Genomic DNA, 18,958 nt, shown 5'->3' with positions numbered 1-18,958 from the left:
AAGGTATTAAGCTATGAAGCCATTACCAATGCTTACTTCCTAAAGATATTTTTGACATTCAGGTAGTCTATGAAGTAAACAAGTCTAATTGTGATGGTATCGAAGTTGGGAGCACCAATAGTGTTGTCAAAGTTTTCAAAGAAGCCTAGTTGAGTATTAAGGTCATTTGTTCCAATTGAACGTTTCCAAATGGCCCGAATTTCACTACCAGGTAGGAACTGCCAGTTATACTCCATATCGATATTGAAAACATTGAAGTTACGATTGTGTAGAGGATCATTAGTAACCTCATCCAGACCCGTGTAATTCGAATCAATGATTTCATCATCTTCAGTCAGCTCCAAGAAGTCACGGTATTCAACACGGTCCCAGTTATGTCTGAGCCTGAAGGTTACTCCCATTCTGTTACTGAATATGTAGCGTGCCTCGGTAGTATTAGTCAGCGTCCTTCTATCGCGGATACCGAAAATGACGTTTTCTAAGTCTCCTGTACCATCATTGAAAAAACGAGTTACGTAACCTCTGTTATTGTCTCTTCTGAGAACATCAACTCTTTGACTGATTTCAGCACGCTCTCCAATCCTAATTCTTGCCGTAAGGTTGAAAGATGTTTCTGTCATATTCCAATCTGGCCTTTTGGTCACGCGGTAACGGCCATTAGCACTAAATTGCTTTCTTCCATCTGACCGGAAGGACATACTGTAACGCTGACTATTTGGTCTTTTAAATACATACCCACTGGTTCTAGCCTCAAAGAAGTCGTTGCTTGTTCTTGGGCTACCACCCACTTCAGCAGTAAGCCACCAAAAGTTTTTGAACTGTCCATTCGCATTAATATTAAAGCCCATATCAGTGAAGGTATTGGGCTCATACAGTTGATTATAGTTGATATTACTGCGGATTGTCCAACTATTGAAAATTCCTTGAGGACTGAACTGGTTGTAAGAAACTTGTCCACCATGCTCTACTCTATTTGCTCTTCTTAAAAATCCAAGGTCGTTGATGTCGTAAGTGTCAGACTCGACACTCCTCCTCATGTTGAATTGAAAATTTCCCCTTGTCTTTGCTAGGCTAACGTTGTATTTAAACCCGGTTTTATTATCACTAGTGGCTGCTTCTACATCGTGTGATATCACCTGACTATAGCCATAGAAACCAGCCAATCTCCAAGAAAGCGTTTTGTCTCGCAGGTTCAAATTGACACCTGTTACATTCGCGTCATCGGCATCCCTGCCTCTCCAAACATTTGTATTGGTTAAGGTTACACTAGAGTTGTTTTTTAGGTTTTGATCTAAAACCAAAACATTAAAGTTTGTCAATGGATCACCTACAACTTCTCTGATTTCCCCAGTTTCCGTATTCTCTACCTCAACTAAGGTTTCTTTCGAAATCGCATTGAAGAAACCAATGCCCAAACCACCATTAGTTCGTCCAGTAATTTTGCTCGCATTCAACAGTTGAGCTGCTAGGGGTCGTGACTTGATGATTTCATCCTCACCAAGGCTTTCACTTAAATGTCCAAAGGCTGTGCCTACTCGTCTTGAAAAGAAGAGGCCAGCCTTATTAAACAGTTCAAAGCCTTCAGTGAAAAACTGTCTTTGCTCATCAAATCTTACCTCAAAAGGCGAAAGATTTAGTACTTGATTGTCAGACCGCACTCCACTGAAATCTGGGATAAGTGTCATATCCAATGAAAAAGCATCATTGATACCGTATTTGATATCTAAACCACCATTGAGTTGAGGTGTAACAAAACCAGTTTCTGTGGAACGACTTAATACCGTAGATATGTAAGGGTAGAAGAAGAGTCTGGTTGGTGTTTCTATCCCTTCCAGTTTGTTTACTTCTCCTGCCTGATTTAAGAAGCCATTAATCTCTGGGTCTATTGGATTCCAGAATGAGTCCTCATTAAGGAAGGTGGATTTCCTGAAGAAGTTAATACCCCAGTCTTGAACATCGTTAGATTTGAATCTTAAGACTGCGTATGGAATTTTGTATTCAACTGTCCAGTAATCTTCAAAAACCTTGGTTTCCGATAACCATACAGCATTCCAGTCATTATCATTTCTCCAAATGCGTTCATTACCACCATTTGAATATTGAGCATCGTATTGTACGCCAGCAACAGTAACAAAAAGGCCAACACCATTGAGACCGGCATTAAACGGGTCAATGACTACACCGAAATAGTCTGAGTTACCAATGTTATCTCTATTAGTGAGTAGGTTAAAGACTTGATCTTTTTTCTCGTAAAGTTTTGCTGAGATATAGATGGCTTCATCATCATAGACAAACCTTACTTCTGACTTTCTACCAGAAGCAACTCCTGGAGACGGGCGTCTTTGAACAAAATCCGTAAGTACTGGAGCACAGCCCCAAGAAGCTTCATCGAAAATTCCATCCACCTTGATTTTGTCAACAGCGCGAACAGCCTCGAAAGATTTTTTTTGAATTTGCGAGTCCTGACCAAGGACTGACAGTGAGCAGCATAACGCTACCAGTATGAGAATACTATTTTGAACCGACCTCTTTACCATACCAATGTATCAACAGACAAAGGTGTCATTTGTTAATGGGCTCATGAATGGAAATTATCTTAAATGACCGTTTTTTGGTGTGAGCGGTAGCCAATTGATAAGTGATTGTAAATAAGATATTTATGTTCTTTTTCCAAGTGTCTTTGTAAAGACAATTATTACCTGCGGTTCAATCATAAAACAGTCTTTGATTCTGTAAAATGAAAGTTGAGCGGAACATTATTTTGGAGCGATTATTCACTTCATTTTGATATACCAAATGATCTCTTCTTTTTTGAAATATGAATCCATATGGCACAGCCTTATCTGAGTTTATCGAGAAAGATGAAGTACCACCACTTGTACTTCATAATTCCTACGGAGAACCAGAAGAAATGCCTTTGTGGTATTTTTTTCGTGAGTATGACGAAATGCCCGACTTGGAAAAAATGGCTTTGTCGGTTTGTGAGGGCAATGTTCTTGACATTGGGGCCGGTACAGGTTGTCACGCCATTTGTCTACAACAGTTGGGCTATAGCGTTACGGCAATTGATACAAACCAGCAGGCTGTCGACATCATGAAGAACTCAAAGGTCAAAGATGCCAGGCAGATTGATTATTTTGAGATTAAGAGTGATGAATTTGACACGCTATTTTGCTTGATGAATGGTATAGGTTTCATAGGTAAAAAGAGTCGACTTAAACCATTCTTAAAGCAAGCAGACAAACTCCTCAAGCCTGATGGTCAGATAATACTAGATAGCAGCGATGTAAAGTACTTGTTTGAAAATGAAGACTTACCCACCGATAGGTACTATGGAGAAGTCAGCTTTCAGTATGAGTATAAAGGAAAAAAAAGTGAGTGGTTTGATTGGGTGTATCTTGACAAGGACACTCTGGCCATAGAAGCTGATGCTTTGGGTTGGTATGTCTACTTTCTGCATTCTGATGAGAACGGCCAATACTTGGCCAGACTTATCAGGAAATAGCTTTGCTTTTTTTAATATCTTGACCCAAAATAAACTTTACTACTATGCTTAAGCGATCCCTCGGTATCATTGCCTTACTCGTTTGTTTCTCATCTTTAAGTTTCGCTCAGCGGACAATCCTTCATTGTGGCCGTCTAATTGATGGAAAAACTGAGAATGCTCGTTCCCAAGTCTCAGTAATTATTGAGGGGAATAAGATAGTGGCCATAGAAAGTGGTTTCACCCGAGGAAGATCAAATGACACTGTCATTGACCTCAAACAACAAACCGTTTTACCAGGGTTGATGGATATGCATGTTCATATAGAGTCTCAAAATAGCCCGGCAAGACGGGTTGAGTCCTATACATTAAATCCCGCAGATGTAGCTTACAATGCTCAAGTCTATGCTGAGAGAACATTGATGGCAGGTTTTACTACCGTAAGAGATTTAGGGGGCAGTGGAGTGAATGTGTCTTTAAAAAAGGCGATTAATGCGGGTAAGGTCAAAGGGCCAAGGATATATACTGCAGAGAAAACCATCGCTACTACTGGAGGACATGGAGATCCAACGAATGGAGGTAAGGTTACCCTTTTGGGAGACCCAGGCCCAAAAGAAGGGGTGATCAATAGTGAAGCTGATGCTAGGAAAGCCATCAGACAGCGCTATAAGAATGGTGCGGATGTGATTAAGATTACCGCTACTGGTGGGGTATTATCTGTTGCCAAGGATGGGCAAGGCCCGCAGTTTCAGATGGATGAACTTAAAGGCATTGTAGAAACGGCTAAAGAGTATGGTTTTGTTACGGCTGCGCATGCTCATGGAGATGAAGGGATGTATCGGGCAGTATTGGCAGGCATCAATTCCATCGAGCATGGTACGTTTATGTCTCAACGCACGATGGATTTAATGATCGAAAAAGGTACTTACTATGTTCCGACCATTTCGGCAGGAAAATTTGTTGTCGAGAAGGCACAAATTCCCGGCTATTTTCCGGCAGTAGTTGTACCAAAAGCCTTAGAAGTGGGTCCTAAAATTCAAGGTACATTTGCTGAGGCATACAAGAGAGGTGTAAAGATTGCTTTTGGAACGGACGCTGGTGTTTTTCCTCATGGCGAAAACGGTAAAGAGTTTATCTATATGGTGGAGGCAGGGATGTCACCTATGGAGGCTATCAAATCAGCTACCATGACTGCCTCTGAATTATTGAGAATAGATGATCAATACGGAAGCATAGAGGCAGGAAAAATGGCTGATATCGTTGCTGTAGAAGGCAATCCTCTTACAGATATCTCGAATATGACTAAGGTCAAATTCGTAATGAAGAACGGAGTGGTTTATAAAGACTAGTTTTTTGATCCATTTATTACGAATAGTGCTGGCTTAAATAAGAAAGTACATTCCCAAATTGCTCTACCTGAGTCATAATTTCATCAGGTATTTCTCTGCCGTTCATTCGCGCAATCAAAAGCCCAAACACGCCATTTAAACAGGCTTGAATAGGGTTTGTAACCAAACCATCTGAGGCAATAATGTTTTCTCTAATGGCTGGTCTTGCCATGTTGAAAATGGCTTGGTAGTCTTCATTTTCGACCAAAAACTTAAGGCTTAGGTCTGACAGTTTCTGAATTTCATCTTGTACATAGGATAGGTGACCTTCTTTTTCTAGTTGCTCTGAGGTCATATCAGTGATGACTTTGCTGTACCAATTGAGTATTTCTTCCTTAGTTTCCGGAGACATTTTATTGTCGGGGATATTACCAAAAACGTGCACCTTGATCTTGTCGATATCGAATTCAAAGTTTCGAATTAATAATTCGGTTTGGTACATGTAGATGATATACTCAGAGATGTTCTCTTGCTTTTTCTTGTCTGCCAATAACATAGCCACAAAATTAAAGGTTATCCCTTCAAAGCAAATGATCCACTTTTTTCTATTTTTGCAGTTCTTTAAGAAAGCATGGAGAGAATACGGAATTTCTGCATAATCGCACACATTGACCACGGTAAGAGTACCTTGGCAGACAGACTGTTACAGCAAACAGGAACGGTGAGTGAGCGTGACATGCAAAATCAGTTGTTGGATGATATGGATCTTGAGCGCGAGCGTGGTATTACCATCAAGTCTCATGCGATCCAAATGAATTATAAATACAAGGGGGAGGAGTATACGCTTAATCTTATTGACACTCCTGGTCACGTAGACTTTTCCTATGAGGTCTCACGGTCCATTGCTGCTTGTGAGGGCGCTTTGCTGATAGTAGATGCATCTCAAGGTGTTGAGGCTCAGACTATTTCTAATCTTTATTTGGCGCTAGAACATGACCTTGAAATCATACCCGTACTGAATAAAATTGACCTTCCAGGGGCAATGCCGGAAGAAATGACCGATCAGGTTGTGGAGCTTTTAGGCTGTGAACCAGAAGATGTAATTCACGCAAGTGGAAAAGAAGGCCTTGGAATTGAAGATATTCTGAAGGCAATTATTGAAAAAGTGCCAGCACCGAAAGGAGATCCTAGTAAGCCGCTTCAGGCTATGATTTTTGATTCTGTTTTCAATTCATATCGAGGAATTGAAGTAATCTTCAGAGTGTTCAATGGATCGATCAAAAAGGGAGACAGCATCAAGTTCGTCAATACTGGTAAGACATATAATGCCGATGAAATTGGCATTTTGAGATTAAATCAAGATCCTCAGCAAGAAATAAGTGCGGGAAATGTTGGTTACCTGATTTCGGGAATTAAGGTAGCCAAAGAAGTAAAAGTTGGTGATACCATCACCCATGTAGAAAACCCAACCCAAGAGCTTATTAAGGGTTTTGAGGACGTAAAACCAATGGTTTTTGCAGGGATTTACCCTGTTGAAACTTCAGAGTTTGAAGAGCTTCGAGCCTCTATGGAGAAACTTCAGTTGAATGACGCTTCACTGGTTTGGGAGCCCGAAACTTCAGCTGCCTTGGGCTTCGGTTTTAGATGTGGATTCTTAGGAATGTTACACCTTGAAATCGTTCAAGAAAGATTAGAGCGTGAGTTCGATATGACTGTGATTACAACAGTCCCTTCGGTACAATTTCACGCCATTATGACCGATGGTTCACTGCAATTAGTGAACGCTCCATCCGAGCTTCCTGAGGCCAATGTTACGCAGTATTTGGAAGAACCATTTATACGTGCTCAAATCATTTCAAAAGCTGAATATGTAGGGCCAATTATCAGCCTTTGTATTGACAAAAGAGGGCAGATTTCAAATCAAGTTTACTTGACATCTGATAGGGTAGAATTAACCTTCGAGATGCCTCTGGCAGAGATCGTTTTTGACTTCTTTGATAAGCTTAAAACTATCTCTCGAGGATACGCCTCATTGGACTATGAATTGATAGGTTTTCGCCAGTCAAATTTGGTAAAATTAGACATTCAGCTCAATGGTGAAAAAGTGGATGCTTTGTCTGCAATTGTTCACCGTGATAAGGCCTATGATTGGGGTAAAAGACTCTGCGAAAAGTTGAAAGAACTTTTGCCAAGACAGATGTTTGAAATAGCCATTCAGGCTTCTATTGGCACAAAAATTATAGCAAGAGAGACGGTGAAAGCACTTAGAAAGAACGTTTTGGCTAAGTGTTATGGAGGCGATATTTCTCGTAAGCGTAAGCTACTTGAGAAACAGAAAAAAGGTAAGAAAAGAATGCGCCAAGTAGGTAATGTGGAGATCCCACAAGAGGCCTTCATGGCAGTGTTAAAATTGGACTAATATGGCATATCAACTTCTAGATGGAAAGGCAACTGCTCAATCGATCAAAGATGAACTTTCAGGCAAGGTTGCTGGGATCAAAAATAATGGAGGAAAAGTACCTCATTTGGCTGCTGTTTTGGTAGGCGAAGACGGTGCTAGTAAGACCTATGTTAATGCTAAGGTAAAGGCCTGCGAACAGATAGGTTTTGGTTCCACTTTAATCCATCTTCCAGAAGAGACTTCTGAGGAAGAAGTAATGGCCACAGTTGATAGACTTAATAATGATCCAGAGATTGATGGATTTATAGTTCAGGTACCTTTGCCGAACCAGATTGACGAACATAAAGTAGTAGAGGCAATTTTACCGGAGAAAGATGTTGATGGTTTTCATCCTTCCAATCTTGGCAAGATGTTGCTTGATCTTCCAACATTGCTGCCGGCAACTCCAAAGGGTATGATGCTCTTGATGGAGCGTAATGGCATAGAGACTTCAGGCAAGCATTGTGTGGTTATCGGAAGAAGTCACACTGTTGGGACACCTATTAGTGTGTTGATGTCGAGAAATTCTAATCCTGGAAATGCAACGGTAACACTTTGTCATAGTAGGACGCAGAACTTGAAGGAGATTTGTGCTCAGGCAGATATATTGATTGTTGCCATCGGAAGAGAAGGTTTTGTGACAGCAGACATGGTTAAGGAAGGAGCTATTGTGATTGATGTTGGAATTCATCGAGTACCTTCTGATAAGACAAAATCTGGCTTCAAACTAAAAGGCGATGTCAGATTTGACGAGGTGGCACCAAAGTGTAGTTATATAACGCCTGTTCCGGGAGGTGTTGGTCCTATGACCATTGCATCACTATTGTGGAATACTTACTTGGCCAATCAAAAGTTGGTCTAAACGATTAGCAGTTTCAACACCTGCTTTAAAAAATTGATTATGACAAAGGAACTCAATTCGCTTCCGGTTATGGAAGCTTTCTATACTATTCAGGGAGAAGGTCACTTCTCAGGTAATTCGGCCTATTTCATAAGACTTGGCGGATGTGATGTCGGTTGCGTTTGGTGCGATGTGAAGGATTCGTGGAATGCGGACCAATGGCCGAGAGAATCTGTAAAGGAGATTGTAGATAAAGCTAAGGCTCATCCTACACGTTTAGTCGTTGTTACAGGAGGGGAGCCTCTGATGTATGATTTGACCGAACTTACTAGCGCTTTAAAAGCAAATGGTTTACAAACCAATATTGAAACTTCGGGGGCACATCCTTTGAGTGGCGATTGGAACTGGGTTTGTTTTTCCCCTAAGAAATTTATGAAGCCTAGAGATGAGTTTTATCAATCGGCTGACGAACTGAAAGTAGTAGTCTACAATAAGAGTGATTTCAAGTGGGCCGAAGAGCATGCCACCAAGGTAAATCCCGATTGTTTGTTATACCTGCAACCAGAGTGGGACAAGTCGGAAACTATGCTTCCTGAAATAATAGATTACGTAAAAGACAACCCTCAATGGAAAATTTCGCTACAAACACATAAGTTTATGCAGATTCCCTAGTGTTGAGAACCTTTGTAGTAACCTTATTATTAGTACTCAGTCAAAGTTTATTGGCTCAAGACCTTCATTCCAAAAAAAAGAAGGCCATAGAAAGCTTTAACCAAGCCAAGGAGCTCAGCACAATTGGTAACCTATTCAAATCCGAAGAATTATTAAGGGATGCACTCAAAAGAGATAAGAGTTTCGATGAAGCGATTTTACTCTTGCATCAGATTTATCTGAGACGAGATGACTATCCTCAATCGGTAGATGTGTTTGGAAAATACCAGAAGGAGTTAGAGCCTGCTTTTAGAAACCGTATTCTTTCCGATCAAGCCAATTATCAATATGAATTGGGGGAATATCAAGAGGCGAGTGCGATGCTATCCTCAATAGAAGGAGAGGTTTATGGTTTGCCCAAGCGCATAACTCAAATGCTGACTCAATCTGTGGAGTTCTCTCTTCAGCAGGTGTCCAACCCCCAGACTGTTGACTTCGAAGAATTGCCTCAACCTATTAATGAGTTTGAGAGACAATACTTTCCCTCTATCACTTTATCCGATCAGCTCGTCTTTACTGTTAGAGAGAACAATGGCAAAGGTGACGAGAATTTATTCAGTAGTTCTTACGCCAATGGCAACTGGTCAAAGCCGGAGTCTATCTCTTCGAAAATCAATTCAGATAGAAACGAAGGGGCAGCATCAATATCCTTAGATGGATCAACTCTGGTTTTTACTGCATGTAATGTCCCGGGAAATGTAGGCAGTTGCGATCTATATATAAGTTATTTCAATGCTGATGAGTGGATAGAGCCAGAATTATTACCAAAAGAAGTTAATAGTCCCTTTTGGGATTCTCAGCCCTCGTTAAGTAGAGATGGTTCCGAACTATATTTTGTGAGTAGGCGAGATGGTGGTTTTGGTGCTGCTGATATATGGCGCAGTTCTAGGACCAAAGATGGATGGAGTGTTGCTGAAAATTTGGGGGCAGAAATCAATACCCCTTATGACGATCTATCACCTTATATATATGCTGACGGGAAAACGCTCTTTTTCGCTTCCAAGGGCCGAATGGGTTTAGGAGGGTTAGATCTATTCGTTTCTACTAATAGCAATGCAGAATGGCAAGAACCTGAGAACCTTGGATATCCTATCAATAATGCCTTCGATCAGGTTGGATATGGTATTAGTCCACAAGGCTGGGCCTACTACAGCTCCTCGAAAGAAAATGGAAGGATCACACTAAAAAGATTTAGGGTGCCGGAAGAAGTAATCCCAAAAAAGAAAATCAGTCTGCTTGACGCGCGTGTGATTGACGAGGAAACAAAGGAATTGATAAAGGCTAGTGTATCAGTCCAAGGTGGGCCCGGACATATTGGTAGTTCTACTATCGTTGCCAGTACTGGGCTGGGTAGGTTCAGGGTTTTGGAAACAACGAACTCAGCACTTCTAAAAGTAGAGGCCTCGAATTATTTATCTAGAGAATTGACGCTTCAGGAATTAAAAGAATTACCGAAGAATGAGGTTCCTCTCAAGCCGATAAAGGCTGATCAGTTGATCGAGTTTGGTGTGGTAAATTTTGACTTTGGTAGTGCTGAAATTAAACCATCGAGTTACCCCGTTCTGGAGGGAGCTGTGATGACAATTTTGAACAACCAGAAGCTTCAAATTGAGATAGGAGGTCATACAGATGCTATCGGAGAGGGTGTGGACAATATGACCTTATCTGAAGAAAGAGCGAAGTCAGTTTATCGATATTTAATCGAAAAAGGCGTTGCCAAAGAAAATTTGGTGTTTCGTGGATATGGAGAAGATCGTCCCTTGAACCACGGAAATACCGAAACAGAGCGTAATCAGAACAGACGTATAGAGTTTAAAGTCATTGGATTCTTAAAATAATCTAATTATCTGACTTAATATTACCTTAACATTGGGCTTTTACGAGATTTCGATAAAAAAGTTGGTGCTTACACTTGCATTTAATAGGCTTTTCACACTACGGATTTCCTCAAAAATGGTTTACCCTTACTTAACCAAACAAAATTCTTAAATACATAGAAAAACCGTTTATACACGGGAAATAGGCCGTTCAGAGATGTTCTCAGCTGATCAAATTTATTTGGCAATTGTTATTAATTGATGACATTTTATTTTATGTTTGGCTTTCTAAACAAATTAATTATTCATCAATTAAACTAAAACGAAAGCAAAATGAAGAGAATTTTACTGACTTGTGTCATGCTCGTGTTTGCGGTTTTAACAACCTCAGCGCTAGCCCAGAACAGGACAGTATCTGGTAAAGTGACTGGTTCAGACGATGGACTGCCACTTCCTCAGGTATCTATCTTTTTGAAGGGTACTACACAAGGTACTCCTACTAATGCTGACGGAACTTATTCAATAAGTGTTCCTTCCAGTGGTGGTACTTTAGTGTACCGATTCCTAGGTTATGTTACTCAAGAAATTGCGATTGGTAACCAATCTGTGATTAACGTATCTCTAGTGCCAGATGCTACTTCACTCGGTGAAGTGGTTGTAACGGGTGTTGCTGCTGCAACTCCAGAGAAAAAACTTGCATTCTCTGTAAGTAAAGTAGACAAAGAACTACTTCAACAAGTACCTCAAGCCAATGCTGCTAATGCCATTAATGGTAAAGTTGCTGGTGTTAGGTTCAGAAGAGGTAACGGTGGTATTCTTGCTGGTGCTACTCTCCAAATTCGTGGAGCTAGCCAGTTGAGAACATCAAATGCTCCTCTTATCGTTGTTGATGGTATCCTTATTGAAGGATCTTTGCAGGATATCAACATGCAAGATGTTGAGAACATCGAAGTATTGAAAGGTGCATCTGCTGCTTCTCTCTACGGGTCTCGTGCAGCGAATGGTGTGATTTCTATCCAAACTAATTCTGGGGCAAAAGCTGGAGCAGTTCCGACTATTAGATTCAGAAATGAGTTTGGAGCTGAGTTCTTGTATTCGTCTAGAGCTCCAGAGAAGACTGGTTCTCATCACTTCGCTACAAACCCTGATGGTTCGATAGTTACGGCTAACGATCCTAATGGATTTAACTTGGGTCAAGATGATCCGGATTTACTTCAAGATAACGCGTTCCCAGGTGGAACGGTAGATCACCTTGATCAGTTCTTTAAAGGAACTAATTACTGGACTTCTTATCTTCAAGTAACTTCAAACTACGGTTCTGGTAACATTGCTGCTTCGTTTGAAAATACTTCTACAGGAGGTCTTTTACCACTTGTTGATGGAGATAGTCGTCAAAACTTAAGAGTGAACTTGGATCAGGATATCACTGACAAGTTGAAACTTTCTGTTCGTACGCTTTATGGTATTAGAAACAGAGATTTAAGTTGGCAAGGTGGATTAGGTACTAGAGGTGCTTTAAGAAACTTGTTCATGATGGATCCTTCAGCTGATTTGACTGAGGATAACATTGATGGTACTCCATACAGATGGAACGTTAACAAATTCTCAAACTCTGAGTCTAACCCACTTTATACTCTAAGTAGACTTACTAGAGATTTCCGTCAAACTCGATTCTTAACGAACTTGAGATTGAACTACGAGATCGCTGAAGGTTTGAATGTTGAGTATTCTGCTTCAATTGATAAATTGGACAACCATACATTCACTTACTTACCAAAAGGACACTTAGATATTTCTGCTGGTAACAACCCTACTTTGGGTCAGAGAGCTGATGCATTTACAGATCAGACTGCAATCATTTCGACTACAACATTATCATATGTTAAGTCATTCAATGATTGGAATGTAAGGTCTAGAGCGTTCTATCAGTATGAGGATAACCAGCGTGAAACTTGGGGCCTAAGTGCTCAAGATCAACAAGCAACTGGTATCTTGACGTATAACAACTTCCTTACTACGAACCCATTAACTTCTGGTGAGACTCAAATTACTGCACATAACTTTGCAGCAGCACTTTCAGGTGACTACCAAAACAAATATATCGCTGACCTTATCGTAAGATATGAAGGTGTGTCTTTGTTTGGTGCTGATCAGAGATGGCAGACGTTCTTTAGAGGTTCTTTCAACTACAGAATTTCTGAAGATGTAGATATCCCTGGTTTCCAAGAGCTTTCTATTAGAGGTTCTTACGGTACTTCAGGTAACAGACCTAACTTTGCTGATCAGTATGAGCAATTTGGTGTAACTGCAGGTGCGATTAGTGCTAATGGTACTCTAGGTAACTCTGAATTGAAGAACTCTGTAACAACTGAGTATGAAATCTCTCTTAGAGCTGATTTCCTAGATAAGTTCTCTGCATTGTTGTCTTACTCTAATTCGACAACTGAGGATCAGATCTTGACTGTGCCAATTTCTGGTGCTGCGTCAGGTGGATTCAGTCAGAGAATTGCAAACGCAGGTACTGTAGAAGGTAACTCGATTGAGTTGACATTAGATTACGAAGCAATCAAAACTGACAAAGTTGGATTGACTTTCGGTTTAGTATTTGACAGATACCAAGGTGAGATTACTGAGTTCGACAGAAGAGACCAAGTTGTTGGTTTGAACATCTGGAGAGAAGGATCTAAAATTGGTGACATTTACGGTGAGCAATATGCTCGTTCTCTTAGTGAGTTAACTGTTGATGGTGCTGGTAACGTATTGAATGATCCATTCAGACAAGACGGTGTAATCGGTGATTACTCTATTAACGCTGACGGATTTGTAGTACATACTGCTTCTATTGGAACTAACCAAGAGTCTGTTTTGAGAAAGACTGATGACAATGGTGTTGTATTGAATGACATTTTGTTAGGTAATGCTACTCCTGATTTCAACTTAGGTCTGAATACTACTTTCAGATACAAGGACCTTAGTGTTTTCATGTTGTGGACGCACCAGAGCGGTGGATTGATTTACAACCAGAGTAACCAGTGGTTATCTCGTGATTTGTTACACCCAATGTTTGATCAAGCTGGTATTGCTGATGGTTCTAAGAAAACTACTGCATACTACTTGTCAATCTATAACGTTAACAGATCTAACGATTTCTACTTAGAGGATGCTACTAATACAAGACTTGCTGAGCTTGCTATTAACTATAACATTAACAAGAATGCTCTTGATAGAATGGGATTAGGTAATGTATTCAAGGCAGCTAAACTTTCAATTATTGGTAGAAACCTTCTAATCTTAAGTGATTACACAGGTTTCGATCCTGAAGTTGGAAACTTGCAGCGTCCTGTAGATAACTTTACTTACCCACTAGTAAGAACATTCACTGGATCTATCGACTTGACTTTCTAAGTTTTACGACAAAACAGAAAAAAATAGAAACATGAAAAAATATAAATTATTTATTCTAGCAGCAGCTTTCGCGACCTTTGTAATGGGTTGTGAAGACTTGGAGGTGGAGAACCTCAATGCTCCAGATAGGGCTACATTATTAGCTAACCCTGCCGAGTATCCTGCGAGTATCAACGGTGCTTATACATCGTTTTGGAGAGCGATTCAGTTGAGTCAGCCAAACATGCCAATAAGTGTTATGGCACAGGGATCTTCAATGTCTTGGGGTAACTGGGGAGCAAGAGATATGGGTACTATCCCTAGAGCTGCTCTACAAAACAACTTGACATACGGTAACAGAGGTACTTGGAGAAATCCTTGGAATGGCCTTTACGCTACTTTAGGTCCAATCAATAGTATTTTGACTATTCTTGCTGATGATCCAACAATCGTAGTTCCTGATGGAACGGGTGCTGACATCACTCAACAAGTAATTGCAAACGCTAAAGCCGTTCAAGGTTTAGCTTTAGGGTATTTATCTCTATTGTTTGACCAAGCTTATATCGTGGATGAGAATTCTGATCCTTCAGCGTTAACTTTCAGCCCTTATGGTGCTGTTAATGATGCTGCTATCGCTAAACTTGAGGAGTCAATTGGAATGTTCTCTGGATCTTCTCTTGTAATGGACGGATGGTTTGGATTGAGTTTCACAGGTGATGATGCTGCGAATATTCTTCGCGCTTTTGTTGCTAAGTTTGAAATGACTCAGGCTAGAAATGCCGGTGAAGCTGCTTCTGTAGATTGGAATAGAGTTCTTACCAATGCTACTAGCGCTACTGTAGGATTATCTCCTGTGGGTGATGCTGGTAACAACTGGTGGCATAGAAAACTTATCCAAGGCCAAGATGGTGGATGGATGAGAGTAAGCCAGAAGGTTATCAAAATGATGAACCCTTCTAAGCCTGAGGCTGAGGTTCCTTACCCATGGCCTGATGGAGTTAATAGTTTCCCAGAAATTACAACTCCTGATGATAACCGTATAACAACAGACTATTCTTATAGTGCTAGTGTTGATTTCTCAGCAGCAAGAGGTTACTACTTCTTCTCTAACTACGACTACAGTAGATATGAGTCTTACAGAGCTGGTTTCACGGATCCTATGGATTTCTTGACAACTTCTGAGAATGACTTGATGCGCGCTGAAGCTCTTATCAGAACTGGTGGAGACAAAGCTGTAGCTGCTACTATAATCAATAACACACGTGTAACACGTGGTGGTTTGGCTCCACTTACTGGTGCAGAAAGTGATGCTGATTTATTGAATGCTATTACTTACGAGAGAGTTGTTGAGTTTACTTGGCATGGATCATGTAACGTATGGTTCTTTAGAAGAATGGTAACTCCAGCAGGTAACACTGATGCGGCTAACCTTTACTACCTAGAGCCTGCAACAGCTAGACACATGCCAGTGCCTGCTGATGAGCTTTCAATCTTCGGATTACCTTTCTATACTTTTGGTGGTAACCAACCAGAGCAATAGAAATCATATAATATAATTTTAAAACCGTCCCGAAAGGGACGGTTTTCTTTTTTTAGACTAATTGGTCAATTTTGATATTCAACCTGAATTATGAATAGGCTACAGCTCCTACTTTTTAGCTTACTAATCTTTTTGGCTGCCTCATGTAAGAATGAAGGCTCCAAGGAATCTCGCTTTGCTTTAGTTAACTCCAACTCTGGGTTCTCCTTTAAGAATACCATTACTGAAAGCAATGAATTGAATGCTTACCACTTCTTATATATTTATAATGGATCTGGTGTTGGTATAGGTGACTTTAACAATGACGGACTACAAGATGTCTTTATGGCTGGTAATATGGTGACCAGTAAGTTATTCTTGAATAAAGGCGAGTTGAAGTTCGAAGACATTACCGAAAAGTCAGGTCTCAACACGGAGGTTTGGGTTCATGGTGTGAGTGTAGTCGATATTAATGAGGATGGTCACGATGACATATACTTGAGTATTGGTGGCTTGGAAGAAGGCAGAGACACGAGAAATAAGCTCTTTATCAATAATGGAGATTTAACTTTTACTGAATCGGCTGAGCATTATGGATTGGCTGATCCAAATTTGACTACGCACAGCAGTTTTTTTGATTATGATAATGACGGAGACTTAGATGTTTTCCTCATTAACTATGAGAATAACCCTGAAAAGGATCCCAATGTGATTCGGCCCAAATCTTCCAACGGGAAATCAAAGAGTAATGATAGGCTCTATAGAAATGACAATGGAAAATTCATTGATGTTTCCCTCGAGGCAGGAATTATACACGAAGGTTACGGGCTAGGTATCAATGTTCATGATTTTAATCAAGATGGTTGGCTAGACCTTTATGTCAGCAATGACTTCGTATTTGATGACAACCTATATATCAATAACCAGGACGGTACTTTCACTGACAAGCTGGGAGATTACTTTTCGCATACAAGCAATTTTGGTATGGGCATTGATATGGCAGACCTTAACAATGACGCCCTTCTGGATATTGTGCAGGTTGATATGTTACCTGAAGACAATAGAAGACAAAAAAAATTATTGAGTGGACTCAATTATGACAGACAACAAATTCTAATTGAAAGAGGCTATACATCTCAGTATATGCGTAATTCACTTCAGTTAAATACAAAGTCGGGAAAGTTCAAAGAGATTGGAACCTATGCCGGAATACATACAACAGATTGGAGTTGGAGTCCACTTGTTGTAGACCTAGATAATGATGGGTTGAGAGATATTTTCATAACTAATGGATATGTTAAAGATGTGACAGATATTGACTTTAGAGACTATATAGTCAATGAAACGCAAAAGGGACAAGGAAAATCTCAGTCGGAAGTAGTAGCAACTGCTCTGGATAATCTCAAAGGAGAGAAAATACCCAACTATGCCTTTACAAATACAGGTAACCTACAATTTGAGAATATCACTTCCCAATGGGGTCTTGATGCACCGAGTTTTTCTACAGGCGCTGCCTATGCAGATTTGGACAACGATGGTGATTTAGAAGTTATTACAAACAACCTCAATCAAGAGTCATTTTTATATGAGAACAGGACGAACGAATTAGATAGCACATCATTCTTAAGAGTAAGGCTCACCGTTGATGGAAATACGACCAAAGCATTGGGCTCTAAAGTTGTTGTAACGGCCGGAGAGCATACTTATGCTGCTGAGATTGGTATTAACCGAGGTTTTCAGTCTTCAGTAGAACCAGTGGCTCATTTTGGTATGGGAACTACTACCATAGTGGATAGCCTAAAAGTCATTTGGTCTGATAATACTTCAGAGACGTTTGTGAATGTAAGGACAAATCAAGTTCTCAGCATTGAGAAGTCGGACAATAGCAAATCAGAGCCTGGTCGTGGGCCCTCTATGTCTCACTTTGAGTCACGAAATTTCGATTATGCACACATGGAATCAAACTTTGTTGATTTTAAAAGAGAGGCTTTACTTCCTCATAAGTTGTCGACCGAAGGGCCAGCAACAGTCACGGGTGATGTTAACAATGATGGATTAAACGACCTGTTTATAGCCGGTGCAGCTGGTTCTCCATCCTATCTCTATCTTCAACAGCGCGGAGGAGGGTTTAAAAAGGTTCTCTTGGAAGCAAGTGTTTCTTCTGAAGATACGGACGCCCTGTTTTTCGATGTAGACAATGACGGAGACAAAGACCTCTATGTAGCCAGTGGAAGCAACGAATTCCCAGAGAACGATGCACGTTATCAGGACAGACTTTATATTAATCAGGGCAATGGTGAGCTCGTACTGAATGAAAATAGATTGCCTGAAGCTCATTTCAGTAGCGCAAAAGTAGTAGCCAATGATTTTGACCAAGACGGTGATATAGATCTTTTCGTTGCGGGAAGACTCACACCTAGTAAATACCCACTTCCAGGGACCAGTCAATTGCTGGAAAATGACAACGGAAAGTTCAGAGATGTGATTCAGGAAAAAGGCCTGGCACTCCAAAAGCTTGGTATGCTAAAAGATGCCTTATGGGCTGATTTAAATGGGGATGGCCAGGAGGAACTAGTTGTAACCGGTGAATATATGTCCATTGATGTATTTGGGTGGAAAGATAATGTATTGCAGCCATGGGGTGCAAAGAATGGACTAGCTGAATATAAGGGATGGTGGAACACCTTAAAAATTGTGGACATTGATAATGATGGAGACTCAGACATTCTGGCGGGAAATCTCGGACTCAACAGTAGGTATAAGGCCAGTTCGAGTAAGCCGCTATCGGTATATGCTTATGACTATGATCAAAACGGACGATTGGATCCAGTAATCGGGTACTATGTGAATGATAAAGAATATTTAATCCACGACCTGACTACCTTGGCTACACAAATCAGTCTTATTAGAAAGAAGTTCACTTCCAATATAAGTTATGCTGAAGCTGAGAAGAAAGATATTTTCGATCAAGCCGCTTATGATCAGGCATATACACTACGAGCTAACCATTTTAAAACGTCACTTTTCATAAATGATGGTGTTGGTAATTTTGAACTTAAGGAACTTCCTTTCCAAGCCCAGTTTTCATCTGTGCATGCCATTGAAATTTTAGATGTCGATGGTGACAATATGTTGGATGTGATTCTTGGAGGTAACACTTCGGCACCTGAGGTATTCTCAGGTAATCAAGACGCACAAGCTTCTCTATTACTTCTTGGACAGGGCAATGGGAATTTTGAAGTTGTAGATGATTTAAGTTCAGGCTTGATCTTTGAAGGGGATGTGACATCCCTTCAGAAAATTGAAATTAATGGGCAGCCACATCTGTTTGTGTTTAGGAACAATGATCAAGCGCTATCATTTGCACTAAATGGCAATAGTAATCTTCTGAGCTCTCAACAATAAGTATTGAGCTTTTGATTTCTGAAAAACAG

At 40.4% G+C, this 18,958-nt stretch carries 11 protein-coding genes; 9 read left to right on the top strand and 2 right to left on the bottom strand.

From position 1 onward, the window contains the following. Window positions 1-32: 32 nt before the first annotated feature. Window positions 33-2,537 carry a DUF5916 domain-containing protein gene (locus J4E76_RS19745; protein ID WP_208506526.1) on the bottom strand — a complete coding sequence of 835 codons (2,505 nt, stop codon included), beginning with the start codon at window positions 2,535-2,537 and terminating at the stop codon, window positions 33-35. 281 nt (window positions 2,538-2,818) lie between these two features. On the opposite strand from J4E76_RS19745, the gene J4E76_RS19740 reads away from it, so the two are divergent. Together J4E76_RS19740 and J4E76_RS19735 are read left to right on the top strand one after the other, a co-directional pair. Beyond that, window positions 2,819-3,505, top strand: coding sequence for a bifunctional 2-polyprenyl-6-hydroxyphenol methylase/3-demethylubiquinol 3-O-methyltransferase UbiG (locus J4E76_RS19740; protein WP_208506525.1), 687 nt, complete (start codon window positions 2,819-2,821; stop codon window positions 3,503-3,505). A gap of 44 nt (window positions 3,506-3,549) precedes the next feature. Next, a complete protein-coding gene (locus J4E76_RS19735; protein ID WP_208506524.1) occupies window positions 3,550-4,833 on the top strand; it encodes an amidohydrolase family protein in 1,284 nt (427 codons plus the stop codon). A 16-nt stretch (window positions 4,834-4,849) separates the two neighbouring features. Here the strand turns inward: J4E76_RS19735 and J4E76_RS19730 are convergent, their stop codons facing one another. Beyond that, window positions 4,850-5,368, bottom strand: coding sequence for a DUF4924 family protein (locus tag J4E76_RS19730; protein ID WP_208506523.1), 519 nt, complete (start codon window positions 5,366-5,368; stop codon window positions 4,850-4,852). Window positions 5,369-5,443: 75 nt separating this feature from the next. Here J4E76_RS19730 and lepA point away from each other — a divergent pair, with 75 nt between their 5' ends. From lepA to J4E76_RS19695, 7 genes are all read left to right on the top strand, one after another. Beyond that, window positions 5,444-7,231 (top strand): translation elongation factor 4, encoded by a 1,788-nt coding sequence (gene lepA, locus J4E76_RS19725; RefSeq protein WP_208506522.1) that lies wholly within the window; start codon window positions 5,444-5,446, stop codon window positions 7,229-7,231. 1 nt (window position 7,232) lies between these two features. Then, the gene (locus J4E76_RS19720) at window positions 7,233-8,114 is read left to right on the top strand and encodes a bifunctional 5,10-methylenetetrahydrofolate dehydrogenase/5,10-methenyltetrahydrofolate cyclohydrolase (protein ID WP_208506521.1); all 882 of its coding nucleotides are present in this window, start codon (window positions 7,233-7,235) and stop codon (window positions 8,112-8,114) included. Window positions 8,115-8,153: 39 nt separating this feature from the next. Further along, the gene (locus J4E76_RS19715) at window positions 8,154-8,765 is read left to right on the top strand and encodes a 7-carboxy-7-deazaguanine synthase QueE (RefSeq protein WP_236017561.1); all 612 of its coding nucleotides are present in this window, start codon (window positions 8,154-8,156) and stop codon (window positions 8,763-8,765) included. A 2-nt stretch (window positions 8,766-8,767) separates the two neighbouring features. Further along, window positions 8,768-10,642 (top strand): OmpA family protein, encoded by a 1,875-nt coding sequence (locus J4E76_RS19710; protein WP_208506520.1) that lies wholly within the window; start codon window positions 8,768-8,770, stop codon window positions 10,640-10,642. Between the two features lie 312 nt (window positions 10,643-10,954). Next, window positions 10,955-14,026: a SusC/RagA family TonB-linked outer membrane protein gene (locus J4E76_RS19705; protein ID WP_208506519.1), complete on the top strand. Its 3,072-nt coding sequence runs from the start codon at window positions 10,955-10,957 to the stop codon at window positions 14,024-14,026. Window positions 14,027-14,057: 31 nt separating this feature from the next. After that, window positions 14,058-15,545: a RagB/SusD family nutrient uptake outer membrane protein gene (locus J4E76_RS19700; protein WP_208506518.1), complete on the top strand. Its 1,488-nt coding sequence runs from the start codon at window positions 14,058-14,060 to the stop codon at window positions 15,543-15,545. Window positions 15,546-15,635: 90 nt separating this feature from the next. Then, complete coding sequence (locus J4E76_RS19695) at window positions 15,636-18,929, top strand: VCBS repeat-containing protein (RefSeq protein ID WP_208506517.1); 3,294 nt, start codon at window positions 15,636-15,638, stop codon at window positions 18,927-18,929. Window positions 18,930-18,958: the final 29 nt, after the last annotated feature.

Source organism: Roseivirga sp. E12, assembly GCF_017592825.1.
In the GTDB taxonomy this organism is placed as follows: domain Bacteria; phylum Bacteroidota; class Bacteroidia; order Cytophagales; family Cyclobacteriaceae; genus Roseivirga.
This window is presented reverse-complemented; position numbering and strand designations above follow the sequence as displayed.

What these genes read in the sequence shown, in the direction of transcription:
- J4E76_RS19745 (WP_208506526.1), bottom strand. Translation starts at nt 2,537, where the DNA reads ATGGTAAAGAGGTCGGTTCAAAATAGTATTCTCATACTGGTAGCGTTA.
- J4E76_RS19740 (WP_208506525.1), top strand. Translation starts at nt 2,819, where the DNA reads ATGAATCCATATGGCACAGCCTTATCTGAGTTTATCGAGAAAGATGAA.
- J4E76_RS19735 (WP_208506524.1), top strand. Translation starts at nt 3,550, where the DNA reads ATGCTTAAGCGATCCCTCGGTATCATTGCCTTACTCGTTTGTTTCTCA.
- J4E76_RS19730 (WP_208506523.1), bottom strand. Translation starts at nt 5,368, where the DNA reads ATGTTATTGGCAGACAAGAAAAAGCAAGAGAACATCTCTGAGTATATC.
- lepA (WP_208506522.1), top strand. Translation starts at nt 5,444, where the DNA reads ATGGAGAGAATACGGAATTTCTGCATAATCGCACACATTGACCACGGT.
- J4E76_RS19720 (WP_208506521.1), top strand. Translation starts at nt 7,233, where the DNA reads ATGGCATATCAACTTCTAGATGGAAAGGCAACTGCTCAATCGATCAAA.
- J4E76_RS19715 (WP_236017561.1), top strand. Translation starts at nt 8,154, where the DNA reads ATGACAAAGGAACTCAATTCGCTTCCGGTTATGGAAGCTTTCTATACT.
- J4E76_RS19705 (WP_208506519.1), top strand. Translation starts at nt 10,955, where the DNA reads ATGAAGAGAATTTTACTGACTTGTGTCATGCTCGTGTTTGCGGTTTTA.
- J4E76_RS19700 (WP_208506518.1), top strand. Translation starts at nt 14,058, where the DNA reads ATGAAAAAATATAAATTATTTATTCTAGCAGCAGCTTTCGCGACCTTT.
- J4E76_RS19695 (WP_208506517.1), top strand. Translation starts at nt 15,636, where the DNA reads ATGAATAGGCTACAGCTCCTACTTTTTAGCTTACTAATCTTTTTGGCT.